The sequence below is a fragment of the Natronococcus jeotgali DSM 18795 genome (assembly GCF_000337695.1).
Classification (GTDB): Archaea; Halobacteriota; Halobacteria; order Halobacteriales; family Natrialbaceae; genus Natronococcus; species Natronococcus jeotgali.
In genome coordinates, this window is record NZ_AOIA01000024.1 from 92135 (window position 1) to 111333 (window position 19199).

The 19199-nt window shown below is 67.8% G+C and carries 22 protein-coding genes, 1 tRNA gene and 1 pseudogene; 20 read left to right on the forward strand and 4 right to left on the reverse strand.

What is annotated here, in order from left to right; genetic code table 11:
• Position 1 precedes the first annotated feature (1 nt).
• The 7 genes from C492_RS03645 (at position 2) to C492_RS03670 (ending at position 6059) form a co-directional block, all read left to right on the forward strand.
• Positions 2–541 (forward strand): flagellin, encoded by a 540-nt coding sequence (locus C492_RS03645; RefSeq protein ID WP_008420559.1) that lies wholly within the window; start codon positions 2–4, stop codon positions 539–541.
• An 8-nt stretch (positions 542–549) separates the two neighbouring features.
• Positions 550–1278, forward strand: a complete 729-nt coding sequence (locus C492_RS03650; protein WP_008420561.1) for an ATPase domain-containing protein — start codon at positions 550–552, stop codon at positions 1276–1278.
• A gap of 1 nt (position 1279) precedes the next feature.
• Positions 1280–2959: a type II/IV secretion system ATPase subunit gene (locus C492_RS03655; protein WP_008420562.1), complete on the forward strand. Its 1680-nt coding sequence runs from the start codon at positions 1280–1282 to the stop codon at positions 2957–2959.
• A gap of 1 nt (position 2960) precedes the next feature.
• Positions 2961–4724: an archaellar assembly protein FlaJ gene (gene flaJ / locus C492_RS03660; protein WP_008420563.1), complete on the forward strand. Its 1764-nt coding sequence runs from the start codon at positions 2961–2963 to the stop codon at positions 4722–4724.
• A 65-nt stretch (positions 4725–4789) separates the two neighbouring features.
• Positions 4790–5215: a FlaD/FlaE family flagellar protein gene (locus C492_RS03665; RefSeq protein ID WP_008420564.1), complete on the forward strand. Its 426-nt coding sequence runs from the start codon at positions 4790–4792 to the stop codon at positions 5213–5215.
• Positions 5216–5438: 223 nt separating this feature from the next.
• Entirely contained in the window at positions 5439–5567 is a 129-nt protein-coding gene (locus tag C492_RS25500) for a hypothetical protein (protein WP_275040319.1), read from the forward strand.
• A gap of 6 nt (positions 5568–5573) precedes the next feature.
• Entirely contained in the window at positions 5574–6059 is a 486-nt protein-coding gene (locus tag C492_RS03670) for a helix-turn-helix transcriptional regulator (RefSeq protein ID WP_008420565.1), read from the forward strand.
• Between the two features lie 19 nt (positions 6060–6078).
• Here the strand turns inward: C492_RS03670 and C492_RS03675 are convergent, their stop codons facing one another.
• Together C492_RS03675 and C492_RS03680 are read right to left on the reverse strand one after the other, a co-directional pair.
• Complete coding sequence (locus C492_RS03675; protein ID WP_008420566.1) at positions 6079–6516, reverse strand: DUF7112 family protein; 438 nt, start codon at positions 6514–6516, stop codon at positions 6079–6081.
• A 27-nt stretch (positions 6517–6543) separates the two neighbouring features.
• Positions 6544–6936 carry a 30S ribosomal protein S6e gene (locus C492_RS03680; RefSeq protein ID WP_008420568.1) on the reverse strand — a complete coding sequence of 131 codons (393 nt, stop codon included), beginning with the start codon at positions 6934–6936 and terminating at the stop codon, positions 6544–6546.
• A gap of 107 nt (positions 6937–7043) precedes the next feature.
• Here C492_RS03680 and C492_RS03685 point away from each other — a divergent pair, with 107 nt between their 5' ends.
• The 7 genes and pseudogenes from C492_RS03685 (at position 7044) to C492_RS03715 (ending at position 12653) form a co-directional block, all read left to right on the forward strand.
• Entirely contained in the window at positions 7044–7322 is a 279-nt protein-coding gene (locus C492_RS03685; RefSeq protein WP_008420570.1) for a hypothetical protein, read from the forward strand.
• 50 nt (positions 7323–7372) lie between these two features.
• Positions 7373–8089: a TetR/AcrR family transcriptional regulator gene (locus tag C492_RS03690; RefSeq protein ID WP_049892670.1), complete on the forward strand. Its 717-nt coding sequence runs from the start codon at positions 7373–7375 to the stop codon at positions 8087–8089.
• 125 nt (positions 8090–8214) lie between these two features.
• Positions 8215–8757: pseudogene (locus C492_RS22070) on the forward strand (MBL fold metallo-hydrolase RNA specificity domain-containing protein); the annotation flags it as partial.
• Positions 8758–8838: 81 nt separating this feature from the next.
• Positions 8839–9387, forward strand: a complete 549-nt coding sequence (locus C492_RS03700; RefSeq protein WP_008420576.1) for a flavodoxin domain-containing protein — start codon at positions 8839–8841, stop codon at positions 9385–9387.
• A 169-nt stretch (positions 9388–9556) separates the two neighbouring features.
• Positions 9557–9961 (forward strand): hypothetical protein, encoded by a 405-nt coding sequence (locus tag C492_RS03705; RefSeq protein WP_152424793.1) that lies wholly within the window; start codon positions 9557–9559, stop codon positions 9959–9961.
• A gap of 31 nt (positions 9962–9992) precedes the next feature.
• Positions 9993–11120, forward strand: coding sequence for an N-methyl-L-tryptophan oxidase (solA, locus tag C492_RS03710; RefSeq protein ID WP_008420579.1), 1128 nt, complete (start codon positions 9993–9995; stop codon positions 11118–11120).
• A 96-nt stretch (positions 11121–11216) separates the two neighbouring features.
• Positions 11217–12653 (forward strand): amidase, encoded by a 1437-nt coding sequence (locus C492_RS03715; protein ID WP_008420580.1) that lies wholly within the window; start codon positions 11217–11219, stop codon positions 12651–12653.
• A gap of 24 nt (positions 12654–12677) precedes the next feature.
• Here C492_RS03715 and C492_RS03720 read toward each other — a convergent pair whose 3' ends face one another.
• Complete coding sequence (locus C492_RS03720) at positions 12678–13598, reverse strand: LLM class oxidoreductase (protein ID WP_008420581.1); 921 nt, start codon at positions 13596–13598, stop codon at positions 12678–12680.
• Positions 13599–13735: 137 nt separating this feature from the next.
• Positions 13736–15691, reverse strand: a complete 1956-nt coding sequence (locus C492_RS03725) for an aconitate hydratase (protein ID WP_008420582.1) — start codon at positions 15689–15691, stop codon at positions 13736–13738.
• A 195-nt stretch (positions 15692–15886) separates the two neighbouring features.
• On the opposite strand from C492_RS03725, the gene C492_RS03730 reads away from it, so the two are divergent.
• The 6 genes from C492_RS03730 to C492_RS03755 all read left to right on the forward strand — a co-directional run bounded on the left by C492_RS03730 (position 15887) and on the right by C492_RS03755 (position 19145).
• Positions 15887–16426 (forward strand): deoxyuridine 5'-triphosphate nucleotidohydrolase, encoded by a 540-nt coding sequence (locus tag C492_RS03730; protein WP_275040320.1) that lies wholly within the window; start codon positions 15887–15889, stop codon positions 16424–16426.
• 161 nt (positions 16427–16587) lie between these two features.
• The gene (locus C492_RS03735) at positions 16588–17052 is read left to right on the forward strand and encodes a hypothetical protein (RefSeq protein WP_008420584.1); all 465 of its coding nucleotides are present in this window, start codon (positions 16588–16590) and stop codon (positions 17050–17052) included.
• Between the two features lie 82 nt (positions 17053–17134).
• Positions 17135–17566, forward strand: coding sequence for a hypothetical protein (locus tag C492_RS03740; protein WP_049892672.1), 432 nt, complete (start codon positions 17135–17137; stop codon positions 17564–17566).
• 120 nt (positions 17567–17686) lie between these two features.
• Positions 17687–18586: a phosphogluconate dehydrogenase (NAD(+)-dependent, decarboxylating) gene (gene gnd / locus C492_RS03745; RefSeq protein WP_008420586.1), complete on the forward strand. Its 900-nt coding sequence runs from the start codon at positions 17687–17689 to the stop codon at positions 18584–18586.
• A 104-nt stretch (positions 18587–18690) separates the two neighbouring features.
• Positions 18691–19005 (forward strand): HalOD1 output domain-containing protein, encoded by a 315-nt coding sequence (locus tag C492_RS03750; protein WP_049892675.1) that lies wholly within the window; start codon positions 18691–18693, stop codon positions 19003–19005.
• A 67-nt stretch (positions 19006–19072) separates the two neighbouring features.
• A tRNA-Arg gene (locus tag C492_RS03755) sits at positions 19073–19145 on the forward strand.
• Positions 19146–19199 lie beyond the last annotated feature (54 nt).

Below are 19199 nucleotides of genomic sequence, written 5' to 3' on the forward strand. Positions count from 1 at the left end.
CATGTCGAGCACCTCGATATCGAGCCTGATCCTGTTCATCGCCGCGATGGTCGTCGCCGCGGGCGTCGCCGGGACGCTCGTCACCGCGGTAACCGACGTCAGCAGCTCGGTGAGTACCCAGACGGGCGACACCGCGGAGACGATCGACACCGACATCGAGATCATCAGCGACGCGGGCAGCGACGCGGTCTACGACGCGGAGAACGACACCGTCACCCTGTACGTTAAAAACACCGGCGAGAACACCCTCCCCGGCGACGGGACCGGGCTCGACGTGGTCCTCGACGGCGAGTACGTCTCGAGCGAAGCGTACCTCCCCGGCGACGGGACCGGGCTCGACGTGGTCCTCGACGGCGAGTACGTCTCGAGCGAAGCGTACCTCCCCGGCGACGGCTCCGGTATCGAGATCCACGGTGACGACCACTGGCGACCCGGCGCCGTCGCCGAGCTCGAGATCGACCGCGCCCTCGAGGCCGGCGCGGAACACCGTGCGGTCGTCACGATCAACAGCAGTCGTGCAGTGTTCGAATTTCGTACGTAACTCCAACCATGACCGACCACTACTCTATCGGATTGACGGATCGAGACCGGGTGAACAACGCCGTCGGCGACGGCATCCCGACCGGAAGTATCGTCCTGATCGAGGGCGAGGACGGCGCCGGCAAGAGCGCGCTCTCCCAGCGGTTCGCCTACGGGATGGCGACCGAAGGGACGGACGTCACCTACGTCTCCAGCGAGCTCGAGGCCGGCGAGTTCGTCGACCAGATGCACTCGCTGTCCTACGACGTCGTCGATCTCCTGCTCTCCGAGCGGCTCCTGTTCCTGCACGCGAACGTCGACACTCGCGACGCGGGGCCGACTCGACAGCTGCTGGCCCGGCTGGTCGACGCCGAGCGGCTCTGGCGGGCCGACGTCGTCTACGTCGACACCCTCTCGGCGCTGTTGCGACACGACCCCGACTACGAGGCCGGCGGCGAGGCCGACGAGGAGGATCGGGTGATCCAGCGGCTGGTCACGTTCCTCCGGCGGATGACCAGGGGTGGAAAATCGATCGTGCTGACGGTCGATCCCGGAGGGATCGACGCGGATGCGTTGCACCCGCTGCGAAGCGTCGCCGACGTCTACCTCGACATCGAGACGACCGCCGTCGGCCAGGAGGTCAGACGCAGCATCCGCGTCCGGCGGTTCCAGAACATGAACGCTCCCGTCGACGACACGATCGGGTTCAGCGTCCAGCAGGGGCGGGGCGTCTCGATCATCAGCCGGACGGTCGCCTGACATGTCCGACTTCGGAACGCCGCGGCTCGAGGACGACCTCGCCGCCCTGGCCGACGACCACCCCCACCTGCGCGAGCACCTCGAGTCCTTTTCCGCCGAGTACGGCGAGTACCCGATCCTGATCGACGAGCCCGATCGGGAGTGGGAGTCGCCCCGACCGAACGTCGTCTACACCCCAGAGGAACCGATCTTCTGCCACGTCCACGGCGATATGGGTATCTCGACGACGTACTACTGCATCGAACCGGTCCTCGACGACGGCGACGGTGAGCTGTACGGCAGGATCCGTCGGCGGATCCTCGACAAGAGCGTCACGCGGCCGGCGCCAACCGACAGCGAGGAGTTCGAGGAACACATCGACGCGCTGCTGGACGAGGTCGTCGAGGTCGGCGCCGGGAAGACCGAGGAGTCGACCGGACTGTTCGGCGCCTTCGGGACCAGCACGATCGCGGTCACCGAGGAGCAGTTCTCCCGGCTTCGCTACCAGCTCCAGCGCGACATCGTCGGACTCGGTCCGCTGGAGCCGGTGATGACCGATCCGGCGAACGAGGACATCCACGTCATCGGGCCCGACCAGTGTTATCTGGACCACGGCACCTACGGGATGATCGAGGCGACCGTCGACTTCGGCGCGCCCGCGGAATTCGAGCAGTGGCTGCGCAATATGGGCGAGCGAATGGACCACCCGGTTAGCGACTCCGATCCGGTGATCGACGCGACCCTGCCCGACGGCTCCCGCATAAATATCATCTACTCCGACGACGTCTCGGTGCAGGGACCGTCGCTGACGATCCGCCAGGGCGAGGAGATCCCGCTGTCGATCCTCCAGATCACGAAGTGGGGGACGCTCAGTCCGGAGCTGGCGGCCTATCTCTGGCTCTGTCTCGAGAACGAACAGACGGTGTTCGTCGTCGACGAGACCGCCTCGGGGAAGACGACGACGCTGAACGCCTCGCTCTCGTTTATCCCGCGGGACGCGAAGATCTACACCGCCGAGGACACCGCGGAAGTCGTCCCGCCCCACGACACCTGGCAGCAGCTCCTGACCCGGGAGGGATCGGGCGACGAGAGCGCCGACGGCGACATGTTCGATCTGGTCGCGGCCGCGCTTCGCTCGCGGCCGGACTACATCGTCGTGGGCGAGGTCCGGGGCGCGGAGGGGCAGATGGCGTTCCAGGCCGCTCAGACCGGCCACCCCGTCATGCTGACCTTCCACGCCAGCGACATCGTCTCGATGATCCAGCGCTTTACCGGGAGTCCGATAAACGTCCCGGAGACGTTCATGGATAACTGCGACGTCGCCCTGTTCCAGAACCGGGTCAAGCAGGGCGACGACGTCCTCCGGCGGGTCACCTCGGTCCAGGAGATCGAGGGCTACTCCGACTACGAGGGCGGGGTCGTCACCCGGCAGGCCTTTCGCTGGGATCCCAGGGACGACGTCGTCTCGTTTACGGGCCGGAACAACTCCTACGTCCTCGAGGAACAGATCGCGACGCTGCTGGGCTACCAGGACACCCGCCGGATCTACGACGAACTCGACCGCCGCGCGGAGATCGTCCGCCAGCTGATCGACGCCGACGTGCTTGGCTACCACGAGGTCAACCGCGCGATCGCGGACTTCCAGCGCGACGGCCTTCAGGGACTGCCGATCCGGATCAGGGGGCTCGATCAGTTCGCGTAGCATGTCCTCGGAGACCCGCTCGTCGCCGGAGCTGACCGCCCGTTCCGCGCTTCGCGAGCTCGGAACCGCCTACGAGCGAATGGAGATGCCGACCGACCGGTATCTCCTGTTCGTCGTCGGCCCCGCGGTCGGGTTCCTCGCGACGCCCCTGCTCGCGCTACTGGCGGGTCTCCCGTCGCTGCTTGCCGCTCCGCTCGTCCTGATCGGACTGCTCGCGGTCGTCGTCGCGGTCAGCTACCCGAAGCTGCTCCAGGATCGCAAGCGAAAGCGAATCCGCCAGCGGTTCCACCTCTTTCTAACGCACATCACGGTGTTGTCGATGACGAACGTCAACCGCGTCGAGATCTTTCGCATCCTCGCCGCCGAGGAGGAGTACGACGCCCTGGCCGACGAGATGGGCCACCTCGTCGCGATGGTCGACACCTGGAACATGAGCCTCGACGACGCCTGCCGGATGCGGGCCAAACAGACCGCGAGCCCGCTGCTGTCGGACTTCCTCGAGCGCCTCGCGTACACGGTCGGGGGCGGCCAGCGAATTAGCGAGTTCCTGATCGACGAGCAGGACACGATCATCCAGCAGTTCGTCACCCGCTACGAGGCCGACCTGGCGAAACTCGACGTGATGAAGGAGCTGTACATGTCGATGATGCTGTCGGTCGCGTTCGTTCTCGTGTTCGCGATCGTGCTGCCGATCCTCGTCGGCGCGAACCCGACGCTGCTGATCGCCGGCACGATCGTTATGTTCCTGATCGTCCAGCTCGGGTTCGTCTACGCGATCCACCTCATCGCCCCCGCCGATCCGGTCTGGTACATCGAGGACACCGCGGGCGCGGGACCGACGAGCGGGATGCGAGCCGCGCTGGCGATCGGCTGCGGACTCAGCGTCGCGCTGGTGCTCGCCGTCGCCGTTTCCCTGCTCGGGTTCGTCCCGGTGCCGAACGCGGACGTTCCGCTGTCGATCCTGCTCGCGGTTCCGGTGACGCCCCTGCTGTACCCCGGCTGGAAGATGCGCCGCGAGGAACGGAAGGTGAAGACCCGGGACGGGGAGTTCCCGAGCTTCGTGCGGACGCTCGGCGCCGTCGAGAGCGTCAAACAGACCTCGACGAGCAGCGTCCTCTCGAGCCTGCGACACAAGGACTTCGGCGCGCTGACGGAGAACATTCACGCGCTGTACAAGCGTCTCAATATGCGAATCGACGGGATCCGTTCCTGGCGGCTGTTCGCCGCGGAGACCGGGTCGTACCTGATCCAGAAGTTCGGCGATATGTACGTCGTCGGCCGGCAGATGGGGGGCGACCCGAAGCTGCTCGGCCAGATCATCAGCACGAACTACAATCAGGTGCTGAAGGTCCGCGAGCAGCGACAGCAGGCGACGCTGACGCTTATCGGCGTGCTGTACGGGATCACCGCGGCCAGCGTCTTCGCCTTCTTCATCGGGCTCGAGGTCGTCGACATCATGATGGATATCACGGCGGAGATGGAGCTCGGAAACACCGCCGACGCCGGCAGCGACGTCGCCGGCGGCCCCGCACCCGGCGACTTCACCGACGGGCTGCTCCACACCGAACAGTACGATATCCGCGCCATCGAGTACCTGTTGACTGGGACGATCCTGCTGAACGCGGCGCTGTCGGCGGCGATCGTTCGGCTTACCGACCGAGGTCACCCCGTCAGCGGACTGGTGCACTTCGTCCTGCTGACCTGGCTCGGCGCGGTCGTCGCCGCCGCGACCCAGTACCTCGTCGAGTTCGTCGTCGCCGTCTGAGGATTCATCGTTCGTAACGGGACGAACATTCATGCGAACTTAGGTTCGAAAACCGATAGATACTGATGACAGACTCGACTCCTCACCTCGAGACGCTCGATCGTTCGACCGACCGAACGGACGCGACGATCCGGTGGGTCCGGTTTCTCACCGATCGGTTCGGGACCACGGGCGCGCTCAACTGTCTCCGTTACTACGAGGAACTGGGTTGGATCGGTCCGCAGGTCCGCGAACGACTCGTCTCCTATGTCCGGGGGATGTCACACGACGGCGGAGAACTCCGGGCGGCCGACGCGCCGTCGGCGCTCGAGTCCCTCGGCGGAACGGTCTTCGACGCTCACGCGCGAAGCCTCGCCTACGTCGCGCGGATCGACGGCGAGAGCCTGGCCGACGAGGCGCTGGTCGGGCGGATGGCGAACCAGCGGATCGAACGCCGATTCGACGGCGCCGAGCGGCCGAACGAGCTCGCCGGTCTCGCCGAAGAACCGTAGTGCCGATTCCGCCTGGCATCCGAACCGATCCCGTTCGGCGTACGTTCACGAAAACGTAGCTGTTCGCGCGCCCAGAACTCAGCCATTTCGTTAGACCGGAGTACTTCCCCGAATAACTGAGTTACACGCCATATCTCGGTTTCGTTCCTCCTACTAGTATTAATTCTTGATTGTAAAGTATCCTGGTATTTATTATGCTTCGATACTAGGGAATAGTAGTCGGATGGGTTACGCACCGGTCGACCGACGCGAACGGAAGCGTCGCCACGGCGACCGCTCCTCGCGGATGACGCCGTCGGCTGGCGCGCGCGCCGGCGCGGTCGACGCCGACCCAGCCGCGACACCACGGTGACTGCAAATGAGTAAACACGATCCCTCCATCGCAGCCGCGTTCGACGACCGCTCGAGAACCGACGCCGGAAGCGTTCGTCCTCTCGAAGCCGTCGACGCGGAGCCGACCGAACACGAACTCGAGGAACTGCTCGAACGGGTACCCGACGCGCTCGCGACCGAGGAGGTCGCGTTCGACGAGTCGCTGATCAAGGGGAACCTCGAGGAGCTGCTGTTGGTCCTCGTCTCCGCTCGCGGGTCGACACACGGGAAGGAGCTGCTCGCGGACCTGAGCGATCTGTTCGACGCGCAGCTCAGCCCGGGAACGGTGTATCCGTGCCTCCACGACCTCGAGGACCGGGACGTCCTCGAGATGCACGCGAAGGTCCGGACCAAGGAGTACGCCGTCGTCGACGAGGCGTACGTCCGCGCGACCCTCGAGCGGACGATGCGACAGCACCTGGCGTTCGGGCTGTTACTGGAGCAATTTCTCTCCGAACGACCGGAGTCCTAGCGGTCGGGCCGCCCGACCGTCACTCCGGGTCCAGCCCGCTCGCGATGTCGCTCAGGCTGTCGCTTGGCGGCTCGCGGGCGTCGTAGAAGTTCGTCTCGCCGGGTTCGCGGAGCCCGTAGAGAAAGTCGGATTCGACGACGTCGATCAGCACCGATCCCCCCGAGCGGATGCTGTGGTCGTCGATCCACTCCTCGAGGCGATCGGTACCCTCGCCCGGGTTCCGGGCGAGCTCCGGGGTATCGTAGACGCCGGGAACGGAGAGTTCCTCGCCCGTGAGCGCGCGCTCGACGCGGGCGAACCGTTCGGTGCCGCCGAGGACGATCCGGACGACCTCGTCGGGGAAGAACGCGTCGCGGTCCTCGGCCGGAACCTCGAGTTTGCTTCCCGTCGCGGTCTCCGTACGCGTCGAGCGGACGGTCCGAACCGACGGATGGTCGCTCGAGACTCTGTCTGCCATCGGTGAGTAGAGAAAACCGCGGGGTCGTTACTCGTCGTCGCTGCCCAGCAGCTCGTCGATATCGCTGCTACCGGACTCGACGACGGAGGCGTTGATCTGTGCGACGGCGTCGGAGACCTCGCTGCCGCGAACGGTGACGCGTCGACGCTCGCCGTCCCGGGTGGGCTTGTAGCCGACCTGGCGGCCCTTCATCAGGACCTCCTCGAGGTTCGGCCCGGCGATGTCGGGGTTGAGCGGTCGGCCGGCCTCGTCGGAACCGCCGGTGATCTCGAGGGTGTAGCCGTCGAGACCGACGGCGCCGCCGTCGACTTCCTCGCCGATCGACTTGCCGATGAACCGGTTCGCGTCCTGATCGTCCGCTTCGAGCTGGTAGGTCGACCCGGAGTCCGGATCGCCAACGACGACTGTGAAACTCGCCATGCCCGGTGAAAAACGGCGCGCGCTCAAAAACACATCGAAACACGGCCTCGGGCGAGCGCCCGACCGGAGCCGTCGCCGTTTAACGGCTCCGGCGCGTACGTCCCCCCGTGAGCGTCGATCCCGACCGACTCGAAGGTCGCCTGCGCGAGGCGTTCGGCGGTACGAGCGGCGGCGCTCGCGTCGTCGCCCGCCAGGCCGCCGACCTCGCTGACGACGGGCGCTACCGGGACGACACCGGCATCGCGCTAACCGACGACGTCGTCGTCGACGAACTCGCGGACGCGCCCGACGGTGGCCCGCCCGAGCGGTGGAACTGGTGGATGGGGGCGCTCGAAATCGCCTTCGGCGGCTACGAGCCCTTCGGGGTGCGACGGTACCGTCCGTAGCGGCGTCGAACCGAAACCCCCTTTGCCGGTGCTGACTAACTAGTCAGTTAGTGACCGATCCGGACGTTCGCGCATCGATCATGCGCGCGACCTACGAGGCGCTGTGCGAACACGGCTACACCGCGCTGACGGCCCAGGATATCGCCGACGGGACCGACAAAAGCAAGTCGCTGCTGTTCTACCACTACGACTCCAAGGAGGACCTGTTGGCGGATTTCCTCGAGTACCTCTCCGAGCAGTTCGACGAGCGGGTTGCCGAGACGCGAGCGCTCCCGCCGGTCGAACGGCTGGCGGCGTTCGTCGACTGGTTCCTCTACGGCCCCGGCGAAGACGATCGGCAGTCGTTTCACGTCGCGATGCTCGAGTTGCGCACGCAGGCGCCGTACAACGACCGGTTCCGCGAGAAGCTCCGCAAGAGCGACGACCAGCTCCGCGAGACCCTCGAGGAGATCCTCCGGGACGGCCTCGAGGCCGGCGAGTTCCGGGAGCACGATCCCGAGGAGACCGCGGCGCTGTTGATCGCGGCCTTCGACGGAGCGCGGATCCGCCAGCTAACGAGCGGGCGCGACGCGTACTTACGGCAGGTCCGCGCGGCGACCGCGACGTGGGTGTTTGACGACCTCCTCGCGGAGGGCGCGTCGTTCCCGGCCGATCGCGACCCGAGCACGCTGCCAGGGGTCGACCAGCAACACCGACTCGCCGGCGATCTCGGCGACGACGACCGACCCGACGGCGAAACCGACGCCGACGAGAGCGATCGCGGGTAAGCGATCCGCTCCCGTATACGGTGTGGTAACACGATCTTCCTCCACGCTGAACTATCACCGATGGACGATCGCACTCGACCGATCCGGCCGGTGTCCCTCCTCACGGGACTCGTCGCCGGCCACACCCGGGTAGCGCCCACGTCCTGGTTAGCGACGGCAAGACCCGACTGCTGTACACCGCGACTTCCACACCGAAGACCAGCAGTTAGTGTCCGCTACGACCGCCCGCCCCGATGCCGACGTGGTGATCTGCGAGAGTACGTACTCGGACGTCGAACGCGGGGACCGATCCGCCACCGCGGACCGTAACGACGAGCGGGATGCTCCACGGCGGCCCCGCGATGACCTACGTTCCCGCCGTCCGCTCCCATCCGACCAACAAGATCGTCCTGACGGGCTACCAGGTCGAGGGAACGCCCGGCCGCGAGCTCTACGAGACCGGGAGCGCGGTCATCGACGGGCGCTCGATGCGGGTCAGCGCGCAGGTCGAGCAGTACGACTTCTCCGCGCACGCGGATCGGGCGGGACTCCTCGAGTTCCTCGAGGAGTACGCCGACGCCCGGGTGCTCGTCGATCACGGCGATCGCTGCGAGGCCTTCGCCGCCGAACTCCGCGAGGACGGGTTCGACGCGACAGCCCCGACCCTCGGCGATCGGATCGCGCTCTGAGCGGAGACCGGGCTGGACCTTTGATAGGACTGGGCGTGGGAGGTCGCGTATGTTCGTTCGCACTGATCGGGGTGGCCGCTGATGGCGCGGGCGCTCGTCTGCTACGGGACCAGCGAGGGCCAGACCGCGGCCGTCGCCGAGCGCGTGGCCGACGTCCTCGAGAGGGCGGGTCACGACCCGACGCTGGTCCACCTCGCCCACCCGCCGGCCGACCTGGAACCCGACGCCTACGACGGGATCGTCGTCGGCGCCTCGATCCACCGCGGCAGCCATCAGGCGTACGTCGGGACGTTCGTCCGGGAGCACCGCGAGACCCTGAACCGTCGCCCCTCGGCCTTTTTCTCGGTCAGTCTGACGGCGGCCCACGACGACCCCGAGGACCGCGCGCCCGCGGCGGCCCTGCTCGAGGCGTTCCTCGAGGAGACGGGGTGGAACCCCGACGGGACCCTCGCCGTCGCGGGCGCGCTCAAGTACAGCGAGTACGGCCTGCTCGAGCGGTTCGTGATGCGCCGGATCGCCGGACGAGCGGGCGGAGATACCGACACCTCGCGGGACTACGAGTACACCGACTGGGAGGCCGTCGAGTCGTTCGCCCGGGAGTTCGCCGCGTTGCTTCGAAGCGACGTCTAAGGGGCTCTCGGCGATGTCCTCGAGGGGCGACGCGCCTCGAGGGTCGACGGTCGTCGACGCCGAGGGCGCGACGATCGGAACCGGCGCGGTAGCCCGGAGCGGGTTCCGAAACCGGCACCCGTTGCCGTTCCTGAAACGGCTTTTCCGCTCGTCGCCGTCGGGACGACGAATGAGTCCCGACTCCGATCCGGACGACCTCGAGTTGAGCGACCTCGAGGAGGACGCCCTGCACGACCTCCAGCTCGGTATCGAGTACGTCCATCGGGCGTACGGCGATCTCCTCCGGTTCCACCACGAGCTGGGCCACGCGATGGACCGCCTCGGCGACGCCGAGGACCGGTTGCGCGAGGCCGGCCACGGGGAGTGGGCAGACCGCCTGCGCGACGAGCACCTGCCGGCGGGGGCGGTCAGCGACCGCTGGACCTACGAGCTCGTCGAGGAGTTCTCGACGGACTTCCTCGAGGACGTCGACGCCTTCGAGGACGAGGTCCGCGACGGGCTGGCCGACGGCCTGGGCCACGTGGCGGAACGCCGCCAGCAGCGTCGGATCCGCGAGCGCGCCCGCCGGGAGTAGCGTTTTCGTACCCCTCTCCGTAGACGCCCCCATGAGCGATCGGTACGACGCCGTCGTCCTCGGGGTGGGCGGGGTCGGCAGCGCCGCGACCGCCCACCTCGCGGCCCGCGGAGCCGACGTGCTGGGTCTCGAGCGGTACGACATCCCGCACGGCTACGGCTCCTCGCACGGCCGCTCCAGGATGTTTCGGCTCGCCTACGCCGAGGACCCCGCTTACGTCCCCCTCGCGAAACGCGCCGCCGAACTGTGGACCGATCTCGAGGAAGGGAGCGGGCGCCAGCTGTTCTACCGGACGGGGTCAGTCGACGCCGGACCCGCGGACGGCGAGGTCGTGACGGGGTCGCGACGTTCCTGCGAGGACCACGGGCTCGCCTACGAGGAACTCACGAGCGCCGAGCTGACAGAGCGCTACCCCGGCTATCGGCTACCGGAGGGGTACGAGGCGGTCTACCAGCCCGACGGGGGCTTCCTCGAGCCTGAGGCCTGTACCGTCGCCCACGTCGAGCGCGCCCACCGCGAAGGGGCGACGATCCGCGCCCGCGAGCGAGTCGTCGACTGGCGGCCGACCGACGACGGCGTCCGCGTCGAGACCGACCACGACGGCTACGAGGCCGACCGCCTCGTCGTCACCGCGGGCGCGTGGACCGGGCGGTTCGTCGACGTCCTCGAGTCGGTGCTGGTCCCCGAACGACAGGTGCTGGCGTGGTTCCAGCCGACCGAACCCGACTACTTCGAGCGCGAGCGGTTCCCGGTCTGGAACATCGAGGTCCCGGAAGGGCGGTACTACGGGTTCCCGGTCCACGACGTCCCGGGGATCAAGCTCGGGCGGTACAACCACCGCGAGGAGGTCGTCGACCCCGACGCCTTCGAGCGCGAGCCGACCCAGACCGACGAGCGACTCCTCCGGGAGTTCGCCGAACGGTACGTTCCCGACGGCGCGGGGCCGACGGTGGGACTCCGGACCTGCCTCTTTACCAACACGCCCGACGACGACTTCGTCCTCGATACGCTCTCCGAGCGCCCGCGGGTCGTCGTCGGCGCCGGCTTCTCCGGCCACGGCTTCAAGTTCGCGAGCGTCCTCGGCGAGATCCTCGCCGACCTCGCGCTCGAGGGCGAGACCGATCACCCGATCGAACCGTTCGCGATCGACCGCTTCTGACGGCGTCGCCGGCCCTTTCGTCCCGAGCCGTCACGGTTCGCCCGCGGTTGCAGCCACCGGAAGCACGCTTATCAGTCCCGTCGTGTGACGGTTTCCATGGGCAGGGATAGCACGCAGTGTTCTGCGGCCGGGGTCGCGAGGCGCGTCAGGGACGGCGAACGCTCTCCCGTCGATGTCGTCGACGACCACCTCGAGCGGATCCGCGAGCGAAACGAACGGACGAACGCGTTCGTGACCGTCGCCGAGGAGTCCGCTCGCGAGGCGGCCCGCGAGGCCGAGCGCGCGATCGACGAGGGCGAACCGCTCGGCCCGCTTCACGGCGTTCCCGTCGCCGTCAAGGACATCGACGACGTCGCGGGGATCGAGACGACGTCCGGCTCGCTGCTGCTCGAGGATCGGGTCGCCGACGCCGATACGGCGTACGTCGCCCGCCTGAAGGCGGCGGGTGCGATCGTCGTCGGCAAGACCAACGCGCCCGAGTTCGGCGTGGGGACGACGACGGACAACCGCGTCGTCGGCCCGACGAGTACGCCCTTCGACCTCGAGCGCACCGCCGGCGGCTCCTCGGGCGGGGCGGGGGCGGCGCTTGCCGATCGCCTCGTCCCGCTGGCGCCCGGGTCGGACACCGGCGGTTCGATTCGCATCCCGGCCAGCGCCTGCGGCGTCTACGGGCTCAAGCCCACGTACGGGCTGGTGCCGAACGTCGATCGCCCCAACGCCTTCGCGAGCCACACGCCGTTTTACCACGTCGGGCCGATGACCCGCACCGTCGAGGACGCCGCGCTCGCGCTTTCGGCGATGGCCGGGACCCACCGCGACGACCCCCACTCCGTACCCGCGACCGACGACTACCTCGCGGCCGTCGGCCGCCCGATCGACGACCTGCGGATCGCCTACAGCCCCGACCTGGGGGTCTACCCGCTCGAGCCCGCGGTTCGAGAGACGATCGACGACGCCGTCGACAGCCTCGAGCGGGCCGGCGCGACCGTCGAGGAGGTCGACCCGGAGTTCGGTCACGACCGCGAGGAGATCCTCGAGGCGTTCTACGCGATGGCGACCGTCCGGTGGCAGGCGACCCTCGACGAACTCGAGGCGGCGGGATACGATCCGCGCGGCGAGGACCGCGACCGACTCCACGACGCCTTCGTCGAGACCGTCGTGGACGCGACGCCGCCGACCGTCCGGAAGCTCACGCGAGCCGACGTCGTCCGATCGCGGCTCTTCGACGGCCTGCAGGACCGCTTCGAGGAGTTCGATCTGATCGCGTCGGCGACGCTGGCCACGACGCCGTTTCCCCACGGCGAGGCACCGACGACGATCGACGGCGTCGACGTCAGTCCGCGTCGGGGCTGGGTGCTCACCCAGCCGTACAACCTCACCGGCCACCCCGCCGCGTCGGTCCCCGCGGGGTTCGTCGACGGCCTGCCCGTCGGACTCCAACTCGCCGGGGCACGGTTCGGCGACGCCGACGTCCTCGCAGCCAGCGCCGCCCTCGAGCGACGGCGGCCGTGGCGCGATCGGTATCCCGCGTGAGCGTCCGGAGCCGTCGACGACGGCTTACAGCTTGTGGATAATCTCGTCGGCGAACCGCTCGAACGCTCGCTCCCTGTCCTCGTTCTGCAGCCCGACGATCGCGTGATCGAGGCCGTAGGACTCGAGCCGACGGAAGTAGTCGCGGTACCACTCGACGCCGGCCCGGTAGCCCAGGTGCAGTGGCTCGGGTTCTGCCGTCGGATCGTCGGCGAGTTCGACCCGGACTGCGATCGCGAACGGTTTGTCCGTAGTCGCCTCGCGCCACTGTGCAATGTAGTTCTCGAGTGTCGACTCCGGCAGGTGATAGAACAGCCATCCGTCGCCGTGTGCGGCGATCCACTCGTCGGTCTGTCGGGCGTTCCCGGTCGGCAGCAGGGGGATCGTCCCCGCGGTCGGTTTCGGAACCACGTCGAGCTCGCCCTCGAGGCTGCCCCACCGGCCCTCGAGCTCGGGGTAGTCCGCCGTCCAGACCGTTCGCAGGGCCTCGACGCTCTCGCGGAACAGCTCGCCCCGTTCCTCGCGGTCGACGTCGAAGGCGGGGTACTCGGGATCCCGGTCGCCCGAAGCGATCCCCATCACGAGCCGGCCGTCGGAGAGGCGATCGACCGTCGCGGCCGACTTCGCGACGTGTAACGGGTGACGGAGCGGGAGGACGACGCTCGAGGTGCCGAGCGCGATCCCGTCGGTGTGGGCGGCGACGTGGGAGAGCCACGGCCAGGTGTCGAACGTCTGGCCCGCGTCGCCGAACTTCGGCCAGAACGTGGGGACGTCCCGCGCCCAGAGCCCGTCGAACCCCAGCTCCTCGGCGAGGGTCGCGAGTTCGATCTCCGCCTCGTGATCGGGCATCGAGCGGTTCGCCCCGGTCAGGGGAAAGCCCGCACCGAAAGTCAGCCCCTCGCGGTCGAACAGCCGTCGGTAGCCTGCGTTCGCGTGCTCGGCGGACATTCGCTCGAGCTATCGGCCGCGGCCACAAGACGCTGTTCGTTCTCGAGCGTCGCCCGGACGTCCGTCACTCGAGCGTGACGCGGGACTCTCGGCCGGTTCGTCGGCGAAAAAACTGAAGATCGAAGCGTCGATTGCGATCAGTCGTCGGCGGGCGCGGCGCCGCCGTCCTCGGCCTGGTCGCGGGTCCAGGAGAGCTTGCCGCCGGCCGCGAGGATCGAGCGCTCGCGCTCGGAGGCGTCGAGCGTCGCGGTGTACTCCTCGCCGTTGACGCGGACGGAGAACTCCTCCTGGCCGCTCGTGACGGCCTCGTAGACGTCGTCGACGATCTCGATCTCGTCGCCCTGATCGATCGACTCGTAGGTGTCCTCGTCGATCGTCAGCGGGACGATCCCGAAGTTGAAGAGGTTCGCGCGGTGGATCCGGGCGAAGCTCTGTGCAAGGACGCCCTCGATGCCCAGGTACATCGGACAGAGGGCGGCGTGCTCGCGCGAGGAGCCCTGACCGTAGTTCTCGCCGGCGACGAGGAAGCCGCCGTCGGCCTCGAGCGCGCGCTCGGCGAACGTGTCGTCGACGCGCGAGAGGGTGAACTCGGAGAGCTTGGGGACGTTCGACCGGTACATCAGGATGTCCTGGGTCGCGGGGATGATGTGGTCGGTCGTGATGTTGTCCTCCATCTTGAGCAGGGCCTCACCGGAGATGTCCGTGCCGAGCTCGTCGCGGATCGGGACGTCGCCGATGTTCGGACCCTTGATGAGCTCGTCGTCGACGGCCTCGTCGGGGCTGATGAGGTCCGTCTTGGAGCCGTCGTACTCGTCGGGGAGCTCGACGCCGGGAGCCTCGACGTCGTCGAGGTTGCGCGGGTCGGTGATCTCGCCTTCCAGCGCCGCGGCGGCGGCGACCTCCGGCGAGCAGAGGTAAACGTTGTCGTCCTCGATACCCGAGCGGCCCTCGAAGTTGCGGTTGAACGTGCGCAGCGAGACCGAATCGGAGGCGGGTACGTGACCGATGCCGATACAGGCACCGCAGGTCGCCTCGGAGAAGTTGACGCCGGCGGCCATCATCTCCGCGACCCAGCCCTCGCGGGCGAGCATCTCGGAGGCCTGCTTGGAGCCGGGCGCGACGATCGTCTCGGTCTCCATCGAGGTCTGCTGTCCCTCGAGCATCTTCGCGACGGGGAGGATGTCCTCGTAGCCGCCGTTCGTACAGGAGCCGACGATGACCTGCTCGACGGACTCGCCCTCGACCTCGCTGACGGGGACGACGTTGTCCGGCATCGACGGCGTGGCGATCAGCGGCTCGAGGTCGGAGAGGTCGACGACGATCTCGTCGTCGTACTCGGCGTCGTCGTCGGGCTGGAGCTCGGTGTACTCGTCGCCGCGGCCGACGCGCTCGAGGTAGTCCTCGGTCTGCTCGTCGGTCGGGAAGATCGACGTCGTCGCGCCGAGTTCGGTTCCCATGTTGGTGATCGTCATCCGCTCGGGCGCGGTGAGCGTCTCGACGCCCGGCCCGGTGTACTCGAGGATCTTGCCGACGCCGCCTTTCACGGAGAGGCGACGGAGCAACTCGAGGATGACGTCCTTCGCGGTGGCCCACTCGGGGAGCTCGCCCTCGAGGCGGACGTTGACGACCTCGGGCATCTCGATGTAGTAGGGCGCGCCCCCCATCGCGACGGTGACGTCGATCCCGCCGGCGCCGATCGCGAGCTCGCCGAGGCCGCCGGGCGTCGGCGTGTGGCTGTCGGAGCCAAGCAGCGTCTTGCCGGGGGCCGCGAAGTTCTCGCGGTGGACGTTGTGGCAGATACCGTTACCGGGTCGAGAGAAGTGAGCGCCATATTTACCGGCCGCAGAGCGCAGGAATCGGTGGTCGTCCGTGTTCTTAAAGTCGAACTGGTAGGTCTGGTGATCGCAGTACTGCGCGGCGATCTCGGTCTGGACCTCGTCCAGCCCCATCGCCTCGAACTGCAGCCACACCATCGTCCCGGTCGTGTCCTGGGTGAGCACCTGGTCGATCTCGATCCCGATCTCCTCGCCGGTCTCGAGCTCGCCCTCGACGAGGTGGTCGTCGAGAATCTTTTCGGTGAGAGTCTGTCCCATAGCATCCGGATTTCGGCTTTCCGGCTTGATAAATCCAGCGTGTTTCTATCGGGAACGACCGTGTCATTTCCGGGCATTCGACGGGGTTTCGCGTAAGTATTGCCTCACCACTGAACGTTCGTCAGTTCGCGAGCGTCGCCGGAGAGCTCGCCGTCGCGTTCGCCCCACAGCCCCGCGCGCGTGCCCCGTAACGCCCTGGCACGGCCGGTTCGAACGGATACCCTTTTTTCAGCTCCGGAGCGTACCGACGCTATGTTCCGCTCCGGCGCCTTCGTCGCGGAGTACGTCTCCCCGACGACCGACGACCAGATCCAGCCAAACGGCGTCGATCTCACCCTCGACGTCGTCTTCGAACAGCTCGAGCCCGGCCGAATCGGCCGGGACGGCAAACAGATCGGCGACCGCGTCGCCCGGCCGCTCGAGGAGCTCGAACAGAAGGCGCCCGACACCTACTACCTCCCCGAGGGCGCCTACGTCGCCCGCTACGGCGAGCGCATCGAGATCCCGGAGGGCCACGTCGGTTTCGTCTATCCGCGCTCGTCGCTGCTGCGCAACTCCTGTATGCTCAACACCGCCGTCTGGGACGCCGGCTACGAGGGACGCGGCGAGGGACTGTTACAGGTCCACCACGACGTCGAGATCGCACGCGACGCCCGCATCGCCCAGCTCGTCTTCGCCGAGGCCGACCACGAGGGCGCCTACGACGGCAGCTACCAGGGCGAGAACCTCGAGTAGTCGCGACGCGCCCGCGGCTTCCCCGAGGACGGATCCCGGTCGCGGGGTCGGACTCGCGGTCCCGCGCGGTTCCGTCCTCGAGCGCCGTCGTCGGGGTTCCGGAGCCGCTCGAACCATCCGCAAGTCGGAACGCTGATACCATCCCTCGCTAACCCATCGGTATGGTCGATGTGTTCCTCGCCCAGACGACGCATCTCGTCTTCGCCGCGCTCTGGGCCGGCAGCGTCTTCTACGTCGCGTTCGTCGTTTTGCCGCTGGCTCGGGACGGCGCGTTCAACTCGACGAAGCCGCTCGAGGCCGTCTCGAGCAGGCTGAAGCTCATCTCCCGCGTGAGCGCGCTGGCGCTTTTCGTCTCCGGCAGCCACCTCGCGGGTACCCAGTACACCGCCGAGGGACTGTTCAACACGATCAACGGGCAGCTGGTGCTCGCGATGGTCGCCCTCTGGCTCGTCTTCGCGGCGATCGTCGAGATCGCCGCGAAACGATTCGAGTCGGGGCTCAACGGGAAGAAGCTTCGGGAGCCGGCGGTCGAGGCGCTCCCGCTGTACCGAGTAGGGGCGGCCGTCGGCGTCCTTCTGCTGGTCGTCGGCGGAGCGATCACGTCCAACGCTGCCGCGCTCGTCTGACCGACCTGTACTTTCTTGCTAGATATATTTGAAAAGAAGATTGTTACGAAAGATACTTAGTTAGCTATTGAGAGGTATGGCTATGATGTTCAGGGGCAAAGGAGTGGCCCTCTCGCTGCTCGCAGTCGGGACGGCCGCGGCCGCCGGGTACGTTCTCCAGTCGGACCGTTCGCAGACCGAAACGGGGCGCTCGAAGGCGAATCTCGGCGCGAGGATCGCCGACGAGGTTCCGACGGGCGCGACCGTTATCGACGCGTCGGCGCCCCGACTCGCCGGAATCCCGGGCGCGCGAACGGCCCTCGAGCGGGCGGTGCGCAACGACGCCCGCGAGGAGTGGGAACACGTCACCCTCGAGCGCGACGGCGCCTGGTCGGTCGTCGACACGATCAGGGACTCGCTGCCGTACTACGAGGCCGACCGCGGCGAGTACAACGGCGTCTACGTCGAACACGACGGGCGGATCGTCGTGCTCGACGCGATCGGGTGGGCCCGCCTCGAGGAACCGCTCCACTGATCGCCGCGACCGCCGTCGCGTTTTCGTGGCATCGCGGATCGGCCCGTCCCCGTTTCCGACCGTCCGGAGCGGGCGCGACGAACCGCAACCCCTACCACCCAGCCCCGCCCATCCCCGCTCGTGCAACTGGGCGTTATCGGACTCGGACGGATGGGACAGATCGTCGTCGGGCGCGCGCTCGAGGCGGGCCACGACGTGGTCGCCTTCGACCTCGACCCGGAGGCGGTCGCAACCGCGGCCGACGCGGGTGCGGAACCGGCCGACTCGGTGTCGGACCTGGCGGACCGACTCGGCGAGGAAAAACGGATCTGGCTGATGGTCCCCGCTGGCGAGGCCGTCGACGCGACCCTCGAGGATCTCGACCCCCACCTCGGGAGCGAGGACGTCGTCGTCGACGGCGGCAACTCCCACTTCGAGGACTCGGTGCGCCGCGCGGAGGCCTGCTCGGCGGCCTATCTCGACTGCGGCACCTCGGGGGGGCCCGCGGGCGCCGAACTCGGCTTCTCGCTGATGGTCGGCGGCCCCGAGTGGGCCTACGCGGAGCTCGAACCGGTTTTCGACGCCGTCGCGACCGGTCCCGACGGCCACGAGCGCATGGGCGCGGCGGGGTCGGGACACTACGTCAAGATGGTCCACAACGGCGTCGAGTACGCGCTGATGCAGACCTACGGCGAGGGATTCGAGTTGCTCCACGAGGGGCGGTACGACCTCGACCTCGAGTCAGTCGCGTCGGTCTGGAACAACGGGGCGGTGATCCGTTCCTGGCTGCTCGAACTCTGCGAGGAGGCGTTCCGCGAGGAAGGGACCGATTTGGGTACCGTCGCCGACCGCATCGAGGGCGGCTCGACGGGCACCTGGACGGTCCAGGAAGCCCTCGAGCAGGAGGTACCGCTGCCGCTGATCTACACCGCCCTCTCCGAGCGGTTCGGTTCGCGGGCCGACGACGGACGGTTCTCCCGACGCCTGGCGAGCCGGCTCCGGTACGGGTTCGGTCGCCACGAGGTCCCGCGACGGGAGTGACCGACACGGCGACGCTCCCCGTCACGAGAAATCAATGTTCCCTGTCATCTCGACGTCGAAATATTGGGTCATCTTCTTTACTCCCGCTCCGCTCACCGCTAGTAGTGACCTCCCAACGACCGACGACGAGCGTGGCCGCAACCGAGGATCGACGAACGAGTACAGCGGTCGTCCAGCTGGTCGCTCGCGTCGACGAGGTCGACCCCGTCGCGCTCGAGCCCCTCTACGATACGATCGACCCCGACGTGCTGGATGCGATCTGCGACCCCGACTCCGGATTTCAGTCGCTGTCGTTCCGGTACGAAGGCTGGTTAGTCGGTATCGCCGCCGCCGAAGGCGGCCTCGAGATCGAGCTCTCGGAACCCGCCTCGCCCGACGGCGCGGTCGCCGACGCACCCGACGCCGAGTCCTCGCTGTAGTCGGACTCGACGCGGGTCGACGCGAAGAGCAACCGTTATACGGTCGGTATCAGTAATTCGGTGTAGAGGGCGCGTAGCTCAGTGGACAGAGTTCTTGGTTCCGGACCAAGATGTCGCGGGTTCAAATCCCGTCGCGCCCGCTCGGCTCGTTTCACTCGCCTCACGAGCGCGACGTAGCTCGCGAACGCGGTGCG

Coding starts and splice junctions, on each gene's coding strand:
- C492_RS03705 (WP_152424793.1), top strand. CDS start 9,557: ATGAGTCCCGACTCCGATCCGGACGACCTCGAGTTGAGCGACCTCGAG.
- C492_RS03720 (WP_008420581.1), bottom strand. CDS start 13,598: ATGTCCGCCGAGCACGCGAACGCAGGCTACCGACGGCTGTTCGACCGC.
- C492_RS03675 (WP_008420566.1), bottom strand. CDS start 6,516: ATGGCAGACAGAGTCTCGAGCGACCATCCGTCGGTTCGGACCGTCCGC.
- C492_RS03670 (WP_008420565.1), top strand. CDS start 5,574: ATGAGTAAACACGATCCCTCCATCGCAGCCGCGTTCGACGACCGCTCG.
- C492_RS25500 (WP_275040319.1), top strand. CDS start 5,439: ATGGGTTACGCACCGGTCGACCGACGCGAACGGAAGCGTCGCCACGGC.
- C492_RS03680 (WP_008420568.1), bottom strand. CDS start 6,936: ATGGCGAGTTTCACAGTCGTCGTTGGCGATCCGGACTCCGGGTCGACC.
- C492_RS03725 (WP_008420582.1), bottom strand. CDS start 15,691: ATGGGACAGACTCTCACCGAAAAGATTCTCGACGACCACCTCGTCGAG.
- C492_RS03735 (WP_008420584.1), top strand. CDS start 16,588: ATGGTCGATGTGTTCCTCGCCCAGACGACGCATCTCGTCTTCGCCGCG.
- C492_RS03665 (WP_008420564.1), top strand. CDS start 4,790: ATGACAGACTCGACTCCTCACCTCGAGACGCTCGATCGTTCGACCGAC.
- C492_RS03700 (WP_008420576.1), top strand. CDS start 8,839: ATGGCGCGGGCGCTCGTCTGCTACGGGACCAGCGAGGGCCAGACCGCG.
- C492_RS03740 (WP_049892672.1), top strand. CDS start 17,135: ATGATGTTCAGGGGCAAAGGAGTGGCCCTCTCGCTGCTCGCAGTCGGG.
- C492_RS03650 (WP_008420561.1), top strand. CDS start 550: ATGACCGACCACTACTCTATCGGATTGACGGATCGAGACCGGGTGAAC.
- flaJ (WP_008420563.1), top strand. CDS start 2,961: ATGTCCTCGGAGACCCGCTCGTCGCCGGAGCTGACCGCCCGTTCCGCG.
- C492_RS03715 (WP_008420580.1), top strand. CDS start 11,217: ATGGGCAGGGATAGCACGCAGTGTTCTGCGGCCGGGGTCGCGAGGCGC.
- C492_RS03655 (WP_008420562.1), top strand. CDS start 1,280: ATGTCCGACTTCGGAACGCCGCGGCTCGAGGACGACCTCGCCGCCCTG.
- C492_RS03645 (WP_008420559.1), top strand. CDS start 2: ATGTCGAGCACCTCGATATCGAGCCTGATCCTGTTCATCGCCGCGATG.
- solA (WP_008420579.1), top strand. CDS start 9,993: ATGAGCGATCGGTACGACGCCGTCGTCCTCGGGGTGGGCGGGGTCGGC.